A 17,338-nucleotide genomic window follows, 5' to 3' on the forward strand; every position below is an offset into this window, starting at 1 on the left:
GGCGGGCCGCCCCGACCGTATCCGCGGCGCGGTCGCCCGCGCACGGGCCGGGTCGGATGCGGCCCCGGTCCCGGAAACGTCGTGCGGTACCCGGAGAGTTCCGCCGGTGACCGACAATGGCCCGGTGCGCTACGGAATTCTCGGCACCACCCAGGCCGGCCTGGCCGACGGCACCCCCGTCGCCCTGGGCGGTGCCCGGCTGCGCGCCCTGCTCGCCGCGCTCGCGCTGCGCCCCGGCCGGGCGCTGCTCGCGGACGCCCTGATCACCGACGTCTGGGGCATGGACCCGCCGGCCGACGCGCCCGGCGCCCTCCAGGCGCTGGTCGCCCGGCTGCGCCGCGCCCTGGGCCGGTCCGCGATCGCCTCCGTGGACGGCGGCTATCTGCTGTGCGCCGAGCCGGACGCGGTCGACCTGCACCGCTTCGAGCGGCTGACGGCGGAGGGCGGCCGGGCGCTGGACGCCGCCGACCCGGGCCGCGCCGCCGCCCTGCTCGACGAGGCGCTGGCCCTCTGGCGCGGCCCGGCCCTCGCCGATCTGCCCGACGCGGCCGTCGAGGCGGCCCGCGCCGAGAGCCGCCGGCTGGACGCCCTGCGCACCCGCTTCGCCGCCGACCTGGCCCTGGGCCGGGCCGCCCGGGCGCTGCCCTCCCTGGCCGCGCTGTGCCAGGACCACCCGTTGGACGAGCCCCTCCAGGCGCTGCGGCTGCGCGCCCTGCGCGACGCGGGCCGGACCGCCGAGGCGCTCGCCGCGTACGAGGAGATACGCACCGGCCTCGCCGACCGCCTGGGCGCCGACCCGGGCCCGGAGCTGCGCGCCCTGCACGCCGAGCTGCTCCGGCCGGACCGCACGGCGGTGCCGGCGGCCCCGGTCGTCCCCGCGGTCCCGGCGGCTCCAGCGGTGGCCGCCGACGTGCTCACCGCCCCCGCCGGACCGGGCGCCCCCGCCGCGCCCGCCCGGCCCGGCAACCTCCGCGCCCGGCTGACCTCCTTCGTCGGCCGGGAGCACGACCTGGCCGCGCTCCGCGCCGACCTGGCCGGGCACCGGCTGGTGACGCTGCTGGGGCCGGGCGGCGCCGGCAAGACCCGGCTGTCCCAGGAGGGCGCCGAGACCGCCGCGGCCGCCCTGCCGGACGCCTGGCCGCACGGCGTCTGGCTGGCCGAGCTGGCGCCGGTGGACGATCCGCGGACCGTGCCCGAGGCGGTGCTGACCGCGCTCGGGGCCCGCGAGACCGTCGTCCGCGGCACCACCGCCGAGGGGCTGCGGGCCGCCGCCGACCACGCCGTCCGCGACCCGCACGCCCGGCTCGCCGAACACTGCGCCGGCCGCCGGATGCTGCTGGTGCTGGACAACTGCGAGCATGTGATCGGCGCCGCCGCGGAGCTCGCCGAGCGGCTGCTGACCGCCTGCCCGGGCGTGACCGTGCTGGCCACCAGCCGGGAGCCGCTGGCCGTACCGGGCGAGGTGCTGCGGCCGGTGGAGCCGCTGCCCGACCCGGTCGCCCTGCGGCTGCTCGCCGACCGCGGGGCCGCCGCCCGCCCCGGTTTCCGCGTCGACGCCGACGAGGAGACCGCGGTGGCCTGCGCCGAGATCTGCCGCCGGCTGGACGGGCTGCCGCTGGCGATCGAACTCGCCGCCGCCCGGCTCCGCATGATGACGCCTCGTCAGATCGCAGATCGGCTCGACGACCGCTTCCGGCTGCTGACCAGCGGCAGCCGCACGCTGCTGCCGCGTCAGCAGACCCTGCGCGCGGTGGTGGACTGGTCCTGGGACCTCACCGACGAGCCCGAACGGGCGGTGCTGCGGCGGCTGTCGGTGTTCGCCGGGGGCTGCGACCTGGCCGCCGCGGAGGAGGTCTGCGCGGGCGGCGGCGTCGCCGCCGACGAGGTCGCCGGGCTGCTCGGCTCGCTGATCGACAAGTCGCTGGTGGTCGCGGCCCCGGACGCCCCCGGGCCCGCCGGCGGGCCCGCCGGCCAGATGCGCTACCGGCTGCTGGAGACCGTCGCCGAGTACGCCGGCGAGCGGCTGGACGAGGCCGCGGAACGGGCCGACGTCGAGCGCCGCCACCTGGTCTGCTACCGCGAACTGGCCCGCACCGCCGACCCGTTGCTGCGCGGCCCCCGGCAGCGCGCCGCGATCGACCGGCTGGAACGGGAGCACGACAACCTGCGCACCGCGCTGCGCCGGGCCGTCGCCGCCGGCGACGAGCACGAGGCGCTGTGCCTGGTGCTCTCGCTCCAGTGGTTCTGGTCCCTGCGCGACCACCGCCGCGACGCCCACACCTGGTCCCTCGCCGTGGGCTCCCTGGGCCCCAGCCCGTTCGCCCCGCCCGTCGCCCCCGCCCCCGACCTGCACGAGCGGCCGATCGACGCACCCCCGCCGATGGACCCCGAGCAGTTCGCCGAGGCCCGCCGCCAGGTCCGGCTGGTGGCGCTGTCCACCCTGGACAGCGACATGGAGGCGCTGCGCAGCCCTCAGATGCAGGAGGAGCTGTCCGGGATCATCGCCGCCTACCGGGGCGGGATGCCGCAGACCTGCAAGGTGCCCGGGGTGCTGTGGTACTTCGCGGTGCTGCTCACCGGCCGGTGGGAGAACCTGACCGGGCTCCTCGACGACGCGGTCGAGGCGTGCCGCGGCTACGGCTACGACTGGGAGCTGGCCTACGTCCTCCAGCTGCGCTCCAGGGTGCTCAACGACCGGCGCGGCAGGCTGGACCAGGCGACCCGGGACGCCGACGAGGCACTGCGGATCTTCCTCGGGCTGGGCGACGCCTGGGGCGCGTCCGAGGCACTGGCCGGCCGCGGCGAGACCGCCGAGAAGCGCGGCGAGTACGAGGCCGCGGCGCGCGACTTCAAGGCCGCGATGGTGCAGGCCGAGGAGTTGGGCGCGCACGGCCAGACCCTGATGCTGCGCGCCCGGCTGGGCGGCGTGATGACCGAGGTCGGCCGGCCGGAGGAGGGCGAGCGGATGCTGCGCGAGGTGCTGGCCGATGCGCAGGACCGCAACAGTGGCCGGGACGCGGTGCCGTTCACCCGCATGGCGCTGGCCGTGCAGCTGTCGCTCACCGGGCGCACCCAGGAGGCCCGCCGGGAACTCCTCCTCGTGCGGGAGGCGTTCGCCTCGTCCGGTCCGGAGCTCTTCCTGGGGCTGCTGGACGGCCTGTTGGTCGCGTTGGACGTGGACGAGGGGCAGCACGGGGCGGAGCTCCTCCCACGGCTCCGGCGGGCGCTGGAACTGACGCGGGACCCGCTGACGGAGATGGTCGACCCGGATCTGCCGGTGGTGCAGCTGCTGACCGGCGCCCGGGTGCTGGTGGCGGTCCGCGGCGCGGCCGGGGCCCGGGACGCGGCACGGCTGATCGGTGCGTTCGACGCCCTGCGGGCCGGCGCGCTGGTGCCGGCGCTGTCCATCCGCGAGGGCCGGTCCCGCGCCGAGGCGGCCGTCCGCGCGCTGCTGGCCGACCCGGACTACACGGCCGCCCACGCCGAGGGCGGCGGGCTCTCGCTCGACGAGGCCGCCGCCCTCCTCTGACGCGGGCCGGGCGGGCGTCGGCCGCCCGCGGGGAGGTTCCCCGCGGGCGGTGCGTCAGGTCTTGGAGCGGAACTTCCGCACCGCGAGCGGCATGGTGACGGCGGTGATGACGACCGTCCAGCCCAGGGTGATCAGCGCCGGATGGGCCACCGCGCCCTGGCCGTTGATCAGCGCGCGGGCCGCGTCGGCGAGGTTGGACAGCGGGTTGACCTTGGTGAAGCCCTCCAGCCAGCCGGGCATCGACGTCGTCGGCGCGAAGATCGACGAGCCGAACTGGAGCGGCATCAGCACCAGCATCGCCATGCCCTGCACCGCCTGCGGCGTCTTCACGCTGAGCCCCAGCAGGATGAAGATCCACATCAGGGCGGCGCCGAAGACCGTGGACAGCAGGACCGAACCGGCGAACTCCAGCAGCGAGCCGCGTATTTCGAGGCCCAGCAGCAGGCCCATGGCCAGCAGGATCGCGGTGGCCAGCAGCATCCGGAGGATCTCGACCACGATCTTGGCTATCAGGACCGAGGACCGGGCGATCGGCATCGTCCGGAAGCGGTCCATCACGCCCTTGCGGAAGTCCTCGTTGACGCCGGTGCCCACCGCCATGGCGACGTTCATGCCCATCATCGCCATCATGCCGGGCACCAGATACTGCACGTACTCCTGCTGGTTGCCCTTGCCGGCGATGGCGCCGCCGAAGACGTAGACGAACAGCAGGATGAAGATGATCGGCATCAGGAGGACGTCGAACAGCGTCTCCGGGTCGTTCTTGATCTGCACGAGGTTGCGGCGCACCAGCGCGCCGATGTGCCGCAGATTGCCCCGGAGGCCGATCCGGCCCTCGTCGGCGCCGGTCTTCCCGATCGGCGCCGTGATCGTCGCGGTGCTCATACCCCCACCTCCGCGTGGTGTGCGGCCTGCTCGTCGTGCGTGTCGGCATCGGACTCCGGGGTGCCGGCCCCGGAGGTCTTCTGGCCCGTGATGGCCAGGAACACCTCGTCCAGGCTGGGCAGATGGGTGCTGATCCCGGCCAGCGCGAAGCCCCGGGCGCCGAGCAGCGCGACCACCGCGGTCAGTTGCTCGTCGCTGACGATGGGGACGTTGACCACACCCCCGTCGTGGTCGGCGGTGGCCCCGGTGACGCCGTCCAGACCGGCCTGGGCGATGGCGCCCACCATCCGGTCCAGTTCGCCCGCCCCGGTCGGCCGGATCTGCAGCGTCCGGCCGCCGACCTTGGCCTTCAGCTCGTCGACCCGGCCCTCGGCGATGACCCGGCCGCGGTCGACGACCGTCAGCTCGTCGGCGAGCTGCTCGGCCTCCTCCATGTACTGGGTGGTCAACAGGACCGTGGCGCCGTCGCGGACCATCCGCTGGACCTCGTCCCAGACCTCGTTGCGGGTGCGGGGGTCCAGGCCGGTGGTCGGCTCGTCCAGGAAGAGGACCGCCGGTCGGCCGATCATCGAGGCGGCCAGGTCGAGCCGGCGCCGCATGCCGCCGGAGTACTTGCCGGCCGGCCGCCTGGCGGCCTCGGTCAGCGAGAACCGCTCCAGCAACTCGTCGGCGCGGGTGCGGGCGTCCTTGCGGGGCAGGTCCAGCAGCCGCCCGATCATGTAGAGGTTCTCCCAGCCGGAGAGCTTCTCGTCGACCGAGGCGTACTGGCCGGTCAGGCCGATCCGGCGGCGCAGCGCGCGGGGCTGGCGCACCACGTCGCAGCCGGCCACCACGGCGCGGCCGGCGTCCGGCACCAGGAGGGTGGACAGGCAGCGCACGAGGGTCGTCTTGCCCGCGCCGTTGGGGCCGAGGACACCGAGCACGGTGCCCTCCCGCACGTCCAGATCCACGCCGTCGACGGCCTTGACCGCGCCGAAGTGCTTGACCAGACCGCGCACCTCCACGGCGTTGCCGCCCCTGGTGGATATCGTCTGTCGCGTCATGCCCTCAAAGGTGCCAGCCGCCACCGACAACGCACCGACAGGCCGCCGACAGCCCGGGAGGACCGGTTGTCGGCGGCCCGTCGGTCGGGCCTCAGTGGAAGGTGTGCTCCTCGGCCGGGAAGGCGCCGCCGACCACGTCCTCGGCGAACGCCCTGGCCGCGCCGCCCAGCAGCTCGCGCAGCTGGAGGTACTGCTTGACGAACCGCGGCACCCGGCCGGCGGTGAAGCCCGCCATGTCGGTCCACACCAGCACCTGGGCGTCGCACTCGACCCCGGCGCCGATGCCGACGGTGGGGATGTGCAGCGAGCGGGTCACCTCGGCCGCCAGCTCGGCCGGCACCGCCTCCAGGACCACCGCGAAGGCCCCGGCGTCCTGCACCGCCTTGGCGTCCCGCAGCAGCTGCTGGGCGGCCTCCTCGCCGCGGCCCTGGACCGGGTAGCCGCCGTAGGCGTGCACCGACTGCGGGGTCAGCCCGACGTGCGCCATGACGGGGATGCCGGACGAGACCAGCAGCTCCACCTGGTGCGCGGAGCGCTCCCCGCCCTCCAGCTTGACGGCGCTCACCCCGGCCTCCTTGACCAGCCGGGTGGCGCTGCGCAGCGCCTGGACCGGACCTTCCTGGTACGAGCCGAACGGCAGGTCGGCGACGACCAGGGCGCGCTTGGTGCCGCGGACCACCGCCGCGGACAGGATGGCGATCTCGTCCAGCGTGACCGGCACGGTGGACTCGTAGCCGAGGTGGCAGTTGCCCATCGAGTCGCCGACGAGCAGTACCGGGATCCCGGACTCGTCGAAGACCGAGGCGGTCATCGCGTCGTAGGCGGTGAGCATCGGCCACTTCTCGCCCCGCTCCTTGGCGGCGGCGATGTCGCGGACCGTGATCCGGCGCGAACTGGTGCCCCCGTAGAGCGACTTGGGGTTGTCCTTGACGGGCTTGGCGGTGGGCTCGGCGGTGGCCCCCGCGGCCGGCTTCTGGGCAGGCGAAAGCTGCGTCATGGTGACGGCTCCTGTTTCTTCATCTCGAAGCACCCTGACGGTGTCTCCGGACTCCCCTCCATGCTGGCACGCCCCGGCCGGGGAGCAAAAGGGGGCGGAGCGGGGGAGCCGAGGAGCCGGGGCGGCGGGCGGCCCGCTGCGGCGAACCGGTGGCCTTGGCCCGGCTCGCCACCAATACGAAACGGTTCCGTATCGATATAAGCGTATGGTGGCGTCATGGCCACCTCACCGACGCCACCGGACGCGTCCGGCGCCTCAGCAGCCTCCCGCATCCCCGCGCACATCCACCGCCGGCGCTGGCTGATCCTCTGCGTGCTGATGCTCAGCCTGCTGATCGTGGTGCTGGACAACTCCATCCTCAACGTCGCGATGAAGACCATCGCGACCCCGGCCCCCACCGGCCTCGGCGCCACCCAGAGCGAGCTGGAGTGGGCGATCAACTCCTACACGCTGGTCTTCGCCGGGCTGCTGTTCACCTCCGGCCTGCTCGGCGACCGCCTCGGCCGCAAGAAGGTGCTCCTCTTCGGCCTGGCGGTCTTCGGCACCGGCTCGGTGCTCGCCGCGGTCTCCGCCTCGCCCGCCGAACTCATCGCCTTCCGCGCCCTGATGGGCCTGGGCGGCGCGTTCGTCATGCCGGCCACCCTCGCCATCCTGATGAACGTCTTCGAACGCGAGGAGCAGCCCCGGGCGATCGGCGTCTGGGCCGGCGGCGTGGGGCTGGCCATCGCGGTCGGCCCGATCGCCGGCGGGCTGCTGCTGGACCGCTTCTGGTGGGGCTCGGTCTTCCTGATCAACGTCCCGATCGTGGTGTGCGCGCTGGTCGCGATGGTCTTCCTGGTGCCCGACTCCAAGGACCCCGCCCCCGGCAGACTGGACCCGGTCGGGGTGCTGCTCTCGGTGGTCGGCCTGGTCCTGCTGGTCTACGGGATCATCAAGGGCGGGCAGCTCGCCGACTTCACCGTCCCCGAGGTGCTCGCCACGGTCCTCGGCGGCCTGGTGGTACTGGCCGGGTTCGTCGTCCACCAGAGGCGCAGCGACCACCCGTCCATCGACATCGGCTACTTCCGCAAGCCCGCCTTCTCGGCCGCCGTCGCCGCCATCGCGCTGGTCTTCTTCGCGCTGATGGGCGTCACGTTCTTCATCGTCTTCTACGTCCAGAGCGTGCGCGGCTACAGCCCGCTGGAGTCCGGGATGCTGATCCTGCCGCTGGCCGCCGCCCAGCTGATCTTCGCGCCCCGGGCCCGGCTCGCGGTGGACCGCTTCGGCGCCCGCGCGGTGTGCACCGTCGGCATGCTGGTGGTGGCCGTCACGATGGCCGGGATGCTGCTGCTGGGCACGGACACCCCGATCTGGGTGCTGGAGGTGCTGTTCTTCCTCCAGGGCACCGGGATGGCGCACATCATGCCGCCGGTCACCGTCGCGATCATGCAGTCGCTGCCGCGCGAGAAGGCCGGCTCCGGCTCGGCGCTCAACAACATCTTCCGGCAGGTCGGCGGCACCCTCGGCGTGGCCGTCCTGGGCTCGCTGCTCTCCACCACCTACCGCACCGGCATCCAGGACTCCCTCGACGCGCTGCGCGGCGTGCCCGGCCCGGTGCGGAACGCGGCCGGCGAGTCCATCGAGGCCACCCTCGGCCTGGCCGCCCGGCTGCGCCCGCTCGCGGCCCGCGCGCTGACCGTCAAGGCCGACGACGCCTTCCTGCACGCCATGCACGTCACCGCGCTGGGTTCGGCGGCCGTCTCGGTGATCGGGGCCGTGGTGGTCGCGGCATTCCTGCCGGGCAAAATGGCCCCGGGTCCGCACGCGGCGGAGCCGCGGGACGGACAGAAGGCGGGCGCGACACGATGAGCCGGGTGGCGGAAGACCGCGGGCGGACGGCCGGGGCGCGAGCGGGGGCGACGGCCCCCCGGCGCCGGGGCCGCCCGCGCAGCGCCGCCGCCGATTCCGCCATCGTCGAGGCGGTGCTCCGCCTGATCGAGGACGGTGTCCCGATAGCCGAGCTGTCCATGGAGCGGATCGCCCGCGAGGCCGGGGTGGGCAAGGCCACGCTCTACCGCCGCTGGCCCGGCAAGAGCGCGCTGCTGCTGGACGTGATGCGGTCCCAGGACACGCCCCCTCCGCCGCTGGACGGCGACTCGGTCCGCGAGGACCTGGTACGGCTGCTGGAGTTCCTGCGCCGCCGCGGCCTGGCCAAGCGCAGCTCGGCGGTGCTGCGCACCGTCGTCAGCCACGTCCAGGCCCAGCCCGAGCTGTGGGCGGAGTACCACCAGACGGTCGTCCGGGCCCGGCACGAGGCACTGCTCGGAGTGCTCCGGCGCGGGGTGGCCAGCGGTGAGATCCGCGCCGACCAGGACCTGGAGACCCTCGCCGACCTCTTCGTCGGCCCGATGCTGGCCCGCGCCATCCTCCACGAGTGGAAGGAACTCCCCGAGGGGCTCGCCGAGGACATCGTCGACACCGTGCTGGAGGGCGTCCGGCCCCGGCCGGCGACGCGACCGGCGGACGGACCCGCGGACGGACCCGCGGACGGACCCGCGGACGGACCCGCGGACGGACCCGCGACGGGGACCGCACCGGGCGCCCAGTGAGCGCCCGACGACCGGCGCCCGGCCCCGTATGACCGGACCATGCCCGTTGTGTCACAGCCGCTGTCACGAACGGCCCGATCGGAACCCGGGGCGGCGAACCCACCGTCTTCTCCTGCGGGAACGCGAAGACGGGTCCGGCGGAACGCCGATCTAAGAATGCGTTTCACAGCCATCGCCTAGGGTCGAAGATCACAGGTGAGGCGCACCGGAGCAGGGCGGCAAGGCAGTGAGGACAGCGGTATGGCGCAGGCGTACATGACGGAGCCGGGACAGGGTCAGGGGTCCGAGCGGGCCGGTTCCCGGTCCGGACGCCTGCGGAACTGGTGGCGCCGCGAAGGGATGTGGCGGCGCGGCATCATCCTGGCGGTGCTCGCGGTCCTCCTCGGGCTGGCGATGGTCCTGCACGCCCAGATCCCCAACACCGTGGGGAACCTGGGGAGTTTGCTGGAGACCTTCCTGCCGTGGCTGGGACTGGGCGTCCCGCTGCTGCTGCTCTGCGCCCTGTTGCGCCGCTCGGCGACCGCGCTGGTGGCGCTGGTGCTGCCGGCCGTCGCCTGGGTGAGCCTCTTCGGCGGGCAGATCACCGACAAGTCCGGCACCGGCGGCAATCTGACCGTGCTCACCCACAACGTCGACGCGGGCAACGCCGATCCGGCGGGCACCGCCCGGGACATCGTGGCGTCCGGCGCCGACGTGGTCGCCCTGGAGGAGCTGACCGGCACCGCCCTGCCCGTGTACCGCAAGGGCCTGGCCGAGGCGTACCCGTACCACACGGTGCAGGGCACCGTCGGCCTGTGGAGCAAGCGCCCGCTGGCCGACGCCCGACCGGTGGACATCAAGATCGGCTGGGTCCGGGCACTGCGCGCCACGGTCACCGCCCCCGACGGCCGGCAGGTCGCGGTCTACGTCGCCCATATGCCGTCCGTGCGGGTCTACGTCGACAAGGGCTTCACCGCCAACCAGCGGGACGGCAGCGCCCGGGCGCTGGGCGAGGCGATCGCCGCCGACCCGGTCCGCCAGGTCATGCTCCTGGGCGACCTCAACGGCACCATGAACGACCGCTCGCTGGCCCCGCTGACCTCGCAGCTGCGCTCCGCCCAGGGCGCGGCGGGCGACGGCTTCGGCTTCAGCTGGCCGACCGACTTCCCGATGGCCCGGATCGACCAGATCCTGGTGAAGGGGATCGACCCGGTCAAGGCGTGGGTGCTGCCGGCCACCGGCAGCGACCACCGGCCGGTGGCGGCCACCGTGAAGATCTGAGCGCGGTGGGGCGAGAGGCCCGCGTCGGCGGGACGGCCGTCCCGCCGACGCGGGCCTCTCACGTTCCGTCTTCACGTCGGAATATCAGAATATAGGGGGCACTACGAGGTCGCCAGGTTCCGCCGACGAACAAACAAGCGATGAGCCGGCCCCGTAGAGGAGTGAAGATTAATGGACATACGCGCGTTGTCCGACGGATTTCTTGGTACGGTCAAGTCAACTGCTGGGCAGGGGGAGGAGGTTGCGCGTGAGGCGTACTTACAAATTCCTGCTTCGCCCGACCGCCCGGCAAGAGCAGGCACTCCGGGAAATGCTTCGGGATCACTGCTCGATATATAATGCCGCGCTTCAGGAGCGGCGGGACGCCTGGCGGCATAGCTCGAAGACCTCGATCCGCTACGGGCAGCAATCCGCTCAGCTCAAGGAGATCCGAGCCTTCGACCCAGAACGTCAGGGGCGTTGGTCGTTCTCGTCCCAGCAGGCGACCTTACGCCGGCTGCACAAAGCGTTCGCTGGGTTCTTCCGCAGGACCAAGGCCGGCGACGCCCCGGGGTACCCCAGGTTCAAGGGCGTGGGGCATTTCGACACGGTGGAGTTTCCCAAGGACGGGGACGGCTGCCGTTGGGACTCCACCCCGCATGACGCCCGGACCCGTGTACGCCTGCAAGGCGTCGGGCATGTTCGCGTTCACCAGCACCGGGCCGTACGCGGCCGGGTCAAGACAATCAGTGTCAAACGCGAAGGTCGCCGTTGGTACGTCGTTCTCGCCTTTGACGACGTGCCCGTCGAGCCCCTGCCAGCCACAGGAGCGATCACCGGTATCGACATGGGGGTAACGCACTTCCTCACCACCAGTGAGGGAGAGCACGTCGTCAATCCGCGCTTCCTCGGCGCGATGGCTGACCGGCTTGCCGATGCCCAGCGGGTGCTGGATACCTTTCCCAAGCACGCCCGGAAGCGATCGAAGAAGCACCGGGAGGCGGCCCGGAAGGTTGCCAAGCTGCATGCCAAGGTCCGGCGTCAGCGTCTGGACCATCACCACAAGACGGCCCTCGCGCTGGTCCGTGCGTATGACGTGATCGGACACGAGAAGCTAAATACGGCGGGCATGAGCAAGGCGCCCGCGCCCAAGCCCGACCCTGGGCGGCCCGGTGTTTTCCTGCCGAACGGGGCCGCCGCCAAGGCAGGCTTGAACCGAAGCATCCTGGATGCGGGTTGGGGACTGTTCCTCGCGATTCTGGCGAACAAGGCTGAGAGCGCCGGTCGCCGAGTGATCGCGGTGAACGCCCGCAACACCTCGCGTACGTGCCCCGCTTGCGGACACATCGCCAAGGAGAATCGCACCACCCAGGCCGAGTTCGCCTGCGTCAGTTGCGGGTTCCTCGCGCACGCCGACCACGTTGGCGCAGTGAACATTCGGCACAGGGCCGGGCTGGTCCTCTGCGCCGCTGCCTAGCGGCGACGCAGGAAGCCCTCCGCTTCGGCGGCGGGTGGAGTCACGCCCTTGGCTCTGCTCGTGTACGCGTGATCACCAGTGGCCGGGTGTTGCTACGCGACCTTCAGGCGCGCCACGTCCTGGACGCGTGCGGAGAGCTCGCGAACGACGGCCAGTTTCTGGTACGGGCGCAGACCGTTGCGCAACGTCGCGAAGTGCTCGTCGCCGCGCGCGCTGGAGATCCCGGCGTAGTCGTCCAGGAAGCGGCTCCATACCTCGCACGATTCCTCAACGTGCCGCATTCCCAGAAGACGCGTGGCAAGAAGCCCGTTGGCGTGCACGCGGCCTTGCCGTTCCTGCACCGGCCGATACCGGTTGGACCGGCGTAGCGCCTTGACCGATCCAGGGCGGTCGCCGAGTTCCCACAACACATGCGCGACGTGGAATTCGTAGGCCGCACGGTCGTAGCCGCCCACCGCATCGTTTCGACCGTCCGCCCTCGACAGTGCCCTCTCCGTTTCCTCCAATCGCCGGAATGCTTGCCTGCGGTCGTTGACCATAGCCGCGCCGTGAGCCTGCTGGCCTCGTAGGAAGGCAACCAGGCGTGGGCCGGCGGCGGGCGCCGCCTCGGCAGCGGAATCGGCGAGCTCAAGAGCCTTGTTCCCATAGCCGAGGTGCGAGGCTTGAAGTGCCATCCCCCGCAAAGTGCGGCAGTACGTGATGTGGTCCGCACCTTCACCGGCAAGTTCGAGGGCCTTTACGTAATAGCGCTGCCCCAGCCGTTGATGCCGCTCGTACATGGCCATCCAGCCTGTGAGGTAGACGAGATCGGCAGCGGCGGAGCGCATCGCCTTCTGCGTTTCTTCGGTGCCGTCTGCCCGCAGGTAGTTCTGCACCGAATTGACGAGGAACGACGCCGCCATGGGGCGTGCGTGGCCTCCGCCGAGATCGTCAAGGATGTCGGCGATCTTCTCGGTCATGGCACGGACCGTGGCCACGTCGCTCATTCCGATCCGGGCCGTGCGTCCGGCTGCGGTCGCGTGGTACCGGCCGGCCAGGTCGTCGTAGTGAGGCACGATCAGCAGAGCCGAGTAGAGACCTGCGCTGAGCACTGCTCGGCGCGAGGGATCCATGTCCTCCTTCCCAAGGTCGATCAGCCCAGACACCACATCAGCAGAGCTGCTGGGTTCGGCAGCGTTGCCGAGACCCGCGTCGGAGGACGTCACTGGTCGGCGAAGGAGCTGGGAGAGTGCCTCGACGATGGCTGGTCGCGCCTCCGACTTCGGCATGGATCCCTTGAGCCAGTGGGACACCGAGGACTTGTCGTAGTGAAGGGGCACTCCGCTCTCTTTGCCGAGGCGGTTCACGGCACGTGCCAGCTGTGCGTTCTCGATCCGACCCTCTCGCATCAGGCTCGCGAGCGCGGTGTTCGGTGTTCGTTCCCTTCGTGCCATCTCACACCCCTGAGTGCGTTCAACCTGTTCAACCGTCTCCTCACTCTGCTCTCTTACCCAGCGCCGCGTGAGGGGGTTGGGTGAATACCAGTCGTCAGGACTTCTCCGGCGGCCAGTGGACCTGCCCTTCGTCGCCCAGGTTCCCCAACGGACGACGAAAGGCTGGTTCCCCCTCGACTCAAGGTGTTCATGATGACGAAGGCAAGAATCACTGCGCCCGCTTCTGGCTCCAACCGCCCTTTGGGACTGGGGCACTGGGAACACCCTTTGCTCGGCCAACGGGTCATCGACCACGCTCACGACGACCGTGTCGGCGTTCTTCGAGCCCTCGCCCCCGATATCGAACAGTGGGAGCTCGGCCCTGTGACGAGAGTGCCGGTCACGGCACCCATGGCCTGGCTTGCACCGGTGAGCGGGGGAGCGGAGTGGACGACACATCCCGACGCGATCGAGGCGGAGCGGAACGCCGACGTGGAATGGTCACCAGAGACGCGGGTGACGGCCAACGCATCCGGCGCAAGGGCAGCACAGCGGCGTTCCCTTGAGGAGCTGTTCCGCGAGGCCGACAAGTTGCGTGAAGCGATCCAGCAGCACACACGCTACCCCGGAGCCAAGCACCAATGATCTACGGTTCGATGCCCACCTGGCCGGAAGTACCCCAGTCCGTCGCCGACTGCCACCGGTGCCTCACCCTTTACCGGCAGCGTGCCGATGCGATCCGGCGGGGCGACAGGAGCGCCGAGAGTGACTGCAACGTCCTGCTGCGCCGCCACTACACCGAGGCCCATGGCTGATACCGCAGTGGTTGCCCGGCCCCGCATGCGGTGACGGGCATAGCGTCCATGGCTCTGCCGGCCACCGCTGTGGTGCACGCCACGCACCGCATCCGGGAATACGAGGATGCAGCTCGCTGCTGAACGTGAGAGCTTCGAGGGCCGGTGTGCTCACACCGGCCCTTTCCCTGTGCCGACAACGCGGCCGGCCGCCCCTCACACCACCAGCACCCCACCTCGCCGGAGGACCACCGCACTATGCCCCTGGCCCTGCTTGCTCTCGCAGTCGCCGCATTCGGAATAGGCACCACCGAATTCGTGATGATGGGCCTGCTGCCCGACGTCGCGAACGATCTGGGCACCTCCGTGCCCACCGCCGGCTACCTCGTCTCCGCCTACGCCCTCGGCGTCGTCATCGGCGCCCCGCTCCTGACCGCCCTCGGCTCCCGCGTCCCCCGCAAGCGGTGGCTGGTCGTGCTGATGGCGGTCTTCACGGTCGGCAACCTCGCCTCCGCCCTGGCCCCCACCTTCGGCCTGCTGATCGCCGGCCGGCTGCTGGCCGGGCTCCCGCACGGCGCGTTCTTCGGTGTCGGCGCGGTGGTCGCCGCCCGGCTGGTGCGCGAGGGGCGTCAGGCCCGCGCGGTGGCCACCATGTTCCTCGGCCTGACCATCGCCAACATCGTCGGCGTGCCCGCGGCCACCCTGCTCGGCCAGCATCTCGGCTGGCGCGCCACCTTCCTCGTCGTCGCCGTCATCGGCCTGGTCGCGATGGCCTCCCTGGCCCGGCTGATCCCGCCGCTGCCGGCCGACCGGAACACCGGCCTGGGCGGCGAACTGCGCGCCCTGGGCGACCGCCAGGTGCTGCTCGGCCTGCTCACCACCGTCTTCGGCTTCGCCGGGGTCTTCGCCGTCTACAGCTACCTGGCCTCGATGATGACCGAGGTCACCGGCTTCGCCGCCGGCTCGGTCCCGCTGGTCCTGGCCCTCTTCGGCATCGGCATGACGCTCGGCGCACTGGCCGCCGGCCCGCTCACCGACCGGGCCCTGCGCCCCACCCTCTACAGCTCCCTCGGCGCGCTCGCCCTGGTCCTGGTGGTCTTCCACTTCACCGCCCCCGTGAAGTGGGCGGCGCTGGTCACCGTCGTCCTGATCGGTGCCATCGGCTTCCTGACCACCACCCCGCTGCAGATGCTGGTGATGAACAAGGCGCAGCAGGCGCCGACGCTGGCCGCCGCCTCCAACCAGTCGGCGTTCAACCTCGCCAACGCCGGCGGCGCCTGGATCGGCGGCCTGGTCCTCTCGGCGGGCTGGGGCTGGACCTCGCCCACCCTGGCCGGCGCGGTGCTCGCCGCCGCCGGCCTGGTCGTCGCGCTGCTGGCCGGCTTCCTGGACCGCGGAGCACCCGACCCGGCACGGATCGTGGCCCGCGGCGGCGAGACCGCGCCGGAGCCGGCGGCCGCGGCCGCGACTGCGACGGACGCCGTCGGCCGATAGCGCCCCTGCGGCGGGCCGGCCCGTCCGCCGCGCCCGCCTCAGGCGCCCTCGCGCCAGTGGTTGGTGATCGGCAGCCGCCGGTCCTTGCCGAAGCCCTTCGCGGAGATCTTGGTGCCCGGCGGGTACTGCCGGCGCTTGTACTCGGCGTGGTCCACCATCCGCAGCACCCGGGTCACCAGCGCCTCCTCGAAGCCCTGCGCCACGATCTCCTCGCGGCCCCGGTCGCGGTCGACGTACAGCTCCAGGATCCGGTCCAGCACCGCGTAGTCCGGCAGCGAGTCGGTGTCGACCTGGCCGGGCCGCAGCTCGGCGCTGGGCGGCTTGCTGATCGAGTGCTCCGGGATCGGCGGGGTCTGGCCGCGCTCGGCGGCGGCCCGGTTGCGCCAGCGCGCCAGCTCGAAGACGACGGTCTTGTAGACGTCCTTGATCGGGCCGTAGCCGCCGACCGAGTCGCCGTAGAGCGTCGAATAGCCGCACGCCAGCTCGGACTTGTTGCCCGGCGCGAGCACCAGGTGCCCCTCCTGGTTGGACAGCGCCATCAGGGTCGTGCCGCGCAGCCGGGACTGGAGGTTCTCCTCGGCCAGCCCGGTCACCCCCAGCGCCTCCATGTACGCGTCGAACATCGGGCCGATCGGCACCGTGCGGAAGTGCAGTCCGGTGCGGCGGGCCAGTTCGGCGGCGTCGCCGATCGAGTGCTCCGAGGAGTAGCGCGAGGGCATCGCGATCGCGTGCACCTGCGCGGCGCCGACCGCGTCGCAGGCCAGCGCGGCGACCAGCGCGGAGTCGATCCCGCCGGACAGTCCCAGCACCACGCTGCGGAAGCCGTTCTTGGCGACGTAGGCGCGCAGCCCGACCACCAGCGCGGTGTAGATCTCCTCCAGGTCGCCGAGGCGTTCGGCCTGTCCGCCGAGGGTCTGCGGCGGGTAGGGCGGCAGGGGTTCGGCACAGAGCACGACGTGGTCCACCCGCAGCCCGTCGTCCAGCTCCCCGGACGGCGGCTGCGGCGCGGCGGCGGGCAGCTCCAGGTCGACCAGCACGCACCCCTCGGCGAACTGCGGGGCCCGGGCGATCACCCCGCCGTCCCGGTCGACGACGATCGAGTCGCCGTCGAAGACCAACTCGTCCTGCCCGCCGATCATCGCGAGGTAGGCGGTGGTGCAGCCGGCCTCCTGGGCCCGCTTGCGGACCAGCTCCAGCCGGGTGTCGTCCTTGTCCCGCTCGTACGGCGAGGCGTTGAGGGACAGCAGCAGCCCGGCGCCGGCGCTGCGCGCGGCGGGCACCCGGCCGCCCTCCTGCCACAGGTCCTCGCAGATGGCCAGCGCCACGTCGATGCCGTGGACCCGGACGACCGGCAGGGTGTCCCCGGGGACGAAGTAGCGGAACTCGTCGAAGACGCCGTAGTTGGGCAGGTGGTGCTTGGCGAAGGTGAGGGCGACCGCGCCGCGGTGCAGCACCGCCGCCGCGTTCTGCGGGGCGCCGGCCGGCCGGCCGTAGCGGGGCAGCGCCTGCGGGCAGCGGTCGAGGTAGCCGACGACGACCGGGACGTCGCCCAGTCCCTCCGCGGCCAGCCGGGCGGCCAGCGCCGGCAGCGCGGCGCGGCTGGCCTCGACGAACGACGGGCGCAGCGCGAGGTCCTCGACGGGGTAGCCGGTCAGTGCCATCTCGGGGAACGCGACGAGATGCGCGCCCTGGCCGGCGGCGTGCCGGGTCCAGTGCACGATCGTCTCGGCGTTCCGGGCGATGTCGCCGACGCAGGAATCGATCTGATTGAGGGCGAGACGAAGCTGAGGCACCCCGCCAGTCTAATCGTCTTTCTGACGCAATGGGGGGTGTGCGGCGCTACGAGGCCGCGCGCGGCGGGTTCTGTAACGGTGTTACTC

Annotated in this window: 13 protein-coding genes; 8 read left to right on the forward strand and 5 right to left on the reverse strand. The window is 72.2% G+C overall.

The features are described 5' to 3' along the window. Nucleotides 1-124: 124 nt before the first annotated feature. A complete protein-coding gene (locus MOV08_RS29120) occupies nucleotides 125-3,529 on the forward strand; it encodes an AfsR/SARP family transcriptional regulator (RefSeq protein WP_275311928.1) in 3,405 nt (1,134 codons plus the stop codon). Nucleotides 3,530-3,583: 54 nt separating this feature from the next. Here MOV08_RS29120 and MOV08_RS29125 read toward each other — a convergent pair whose 3' ends face one another. From MOV08_RS29125 to panB, 3 genes are all read right to left on the reverse strand, one after another. After that, nucleotides 3,584-4,414, reverse strand: coding sequence for an ABC transporter permease (locus MOV08_RS29125; RefSeq protein WP_039637100.1), 831 nt, complete (start codon nucleotides 4,412-4,414; stop codon nucleotides 3,584-3,586). Then, the gene (locus MOV08_RS29130) at nucleotides 4,411-5,457 is read right to left on the reverse strand and encodes an ATP-binding cassette domain-containing protein (protein WP_039637102.1); all 1,047 of its coding nucleotides are present in this window, start codon (nucleotides 5,455-5,457) and stop codon (nucleotides 4,411-4,413) included. The genes MOV08_RS29125 and MOV08_RS29130 overlap by 4 nt, the downstream gene beginning before the upstream one ends. Nucleotides 5,458-5,548: 91 nt before the next feature. After that, nucleotides 5,549-6,454: a 3-methyl-2-oxobutanoate hydroxymethyltransferase gene (panB, locus tag MOV08_RS29135; RefSeq protein WP_039637104.1), complete on the reverse strand. Its 906-nt coding sequence runs from the start codon at nucleotides 6,452-6,454 to the stop codon at nucleotides 5,549-5,551. 216 nt (nucleotides 6,455-6,670) lie between these two features. Here panB and MOV08_RS29140 point away from each other — a divergent pair, with 216 nt between their 5' ends. From MOV08_RS29140 to MOV08_RS29155, 4 genes are all read left to right on the forward strand, one after another. Further along, nucleotides 6,671-8,302 carry an MFS transporter gene (locus MOV08_RS29140; protein WP_275309480.1) on the forward strand — a complete coding sequence of 544 codons (1,632 nt, stop codon included), beginning with the start codon at nucleotides 6,671-6,673 and terminating at the stop codon, nucleotides 8,300-8,302. Next, the gene (locus MOV08_RS29145) at nucleotides 8,299-9,042 is read left to right on the forward strand and encodes a TetR/AcrR family transcriptional regulator (protein ID WP_275309481.1); all 744 of its coding nucleotides are present in this window, start codon (nucleotides 8,299-8,301) and stop codon (nucleotides 9,040-9,042) included. The genes MOV08_RS29140 and MOV08_RS29145 overlap by 4 nt, the downstream gene beginning before the upstream one ends. A gap of 339 nt (nucleotides 9,043-9,381) precedes the next feature. Further along, complete coding sequence (locus tag MOV08_RS29150; RefSeq protein ID WP_420834306.1) at nucleotides 9,382-10,302, forward strand: endonuclease/exonuclease/phosphatase family protein; 921 nt, start codon at nucleotides 9,382-9,384, stop codon at nucleotides 10,300-10,302. 247 nt (nucleotides 10,303-10,549) lie between these two features. Further along, nucleotides 10,550-11,758, forward strand: coding sequence for an RNA-guided endonuclease InsQ/TnpB family protein (locus MOV08_RS29155; protein ID WP_275309482.1), 1,209 nt, complete (start codon nucleotides 10,550-10,552; stop codon nucleotides 11,756-11,758). Between the two features lie 92 nt (nucleotides 11,759-11,850). Here the strand turns inward: MOV08_RS29155 and MOV08_RS29160 are convergent, their stop codons facing one another. Continuing rightward, on the reverse strand, nucleotides 11,851-13,191 hold the full coding sequence (locus MOV08_RS29160) for an NsdA family TPR-like regulatory protein (RefSeq protein ID WP_039637110.1): 1,341 nt from the start codon (nucleotides 13,189-13,191) through the stop codon (nucleotides 11,851-11,853). Between the two features lie 189 nt (nucleotides 13,192-13,380). Between MOV08_RS29160 and MOV08_RS29165 the strand changes: the two genes are divergently transcribed. The 3 genes from MOV08_RS29165 (at nucleotide 13,381) to MOV08_RS29175 (ending at nucleotide 15,458) form a co-directional block, all read left to right on the forward strand. Further along, nucleotides 13,381-13,815: a hypothetical protein gene (locus tag MOV08_RS29165; protein WP_275309483.1), complete on the forward strand. Its 435-nt coding sequence runs from the start codon at nucleotides 13,381-13,383 to the stop codon at nucleotides 13,813-13,815. An 11-nt stretch (nucleotides 13,816-13,826) separates the two neighbouring features. Next, on the forward strand, nucleotides 13,827-13,985 hold the full coding sequence (locus MOV08_RS29170; protein ID WP_203232589.1) for a hypothetical protein: 159 nt from the start codon (nucleotides 13,827-13,829) through the stop codon (nucleotides 13,983-13,985). A gap of 237 nt (nucleotides 13,986-14,222) precedes the next feature. Then, nucleotides 14,223-15,458, forward strand: coding sequence for an MFS transporter (locus tag MOV08_RS29175; protein WP_039637112.1), 1,236 nt, complete (start codon nucleotides 14,223-14,225; stop codon nucleotides 15,456-15,458). 38 nt (nucleotides 15,459-15,496) lie between these two features. On the opposite strand, the gene MOV08_RS29180 is transcribed toward MOV08_RS29175, so the two are convergent. Next, nucleotides 15,497-17,251, reverse strand: a complete 1,755-nt coding sequence (locus tag MOV08_RS29180) for an NAD+ synthase (protein ID WP_275309484.1) — start codon at nucleotides 17,249-17,251, stop codon at nucleotides 15,497-15,499. Between the last annotated feature and the right edge of the window lie 87 nt (nucleotides 17,252-17,338).

Origin of the sequence: Streptomyces yunnanensis, assembly GCF_029011865.1 — a bacterium.
Taxonomy (GTDB): domain Bacteria; phylum Actinomycetota; class Actinomycetes; order Streptomycetales; family Streptomycetaceae; genus Streptomyces; species Streptomyces yunnanensis.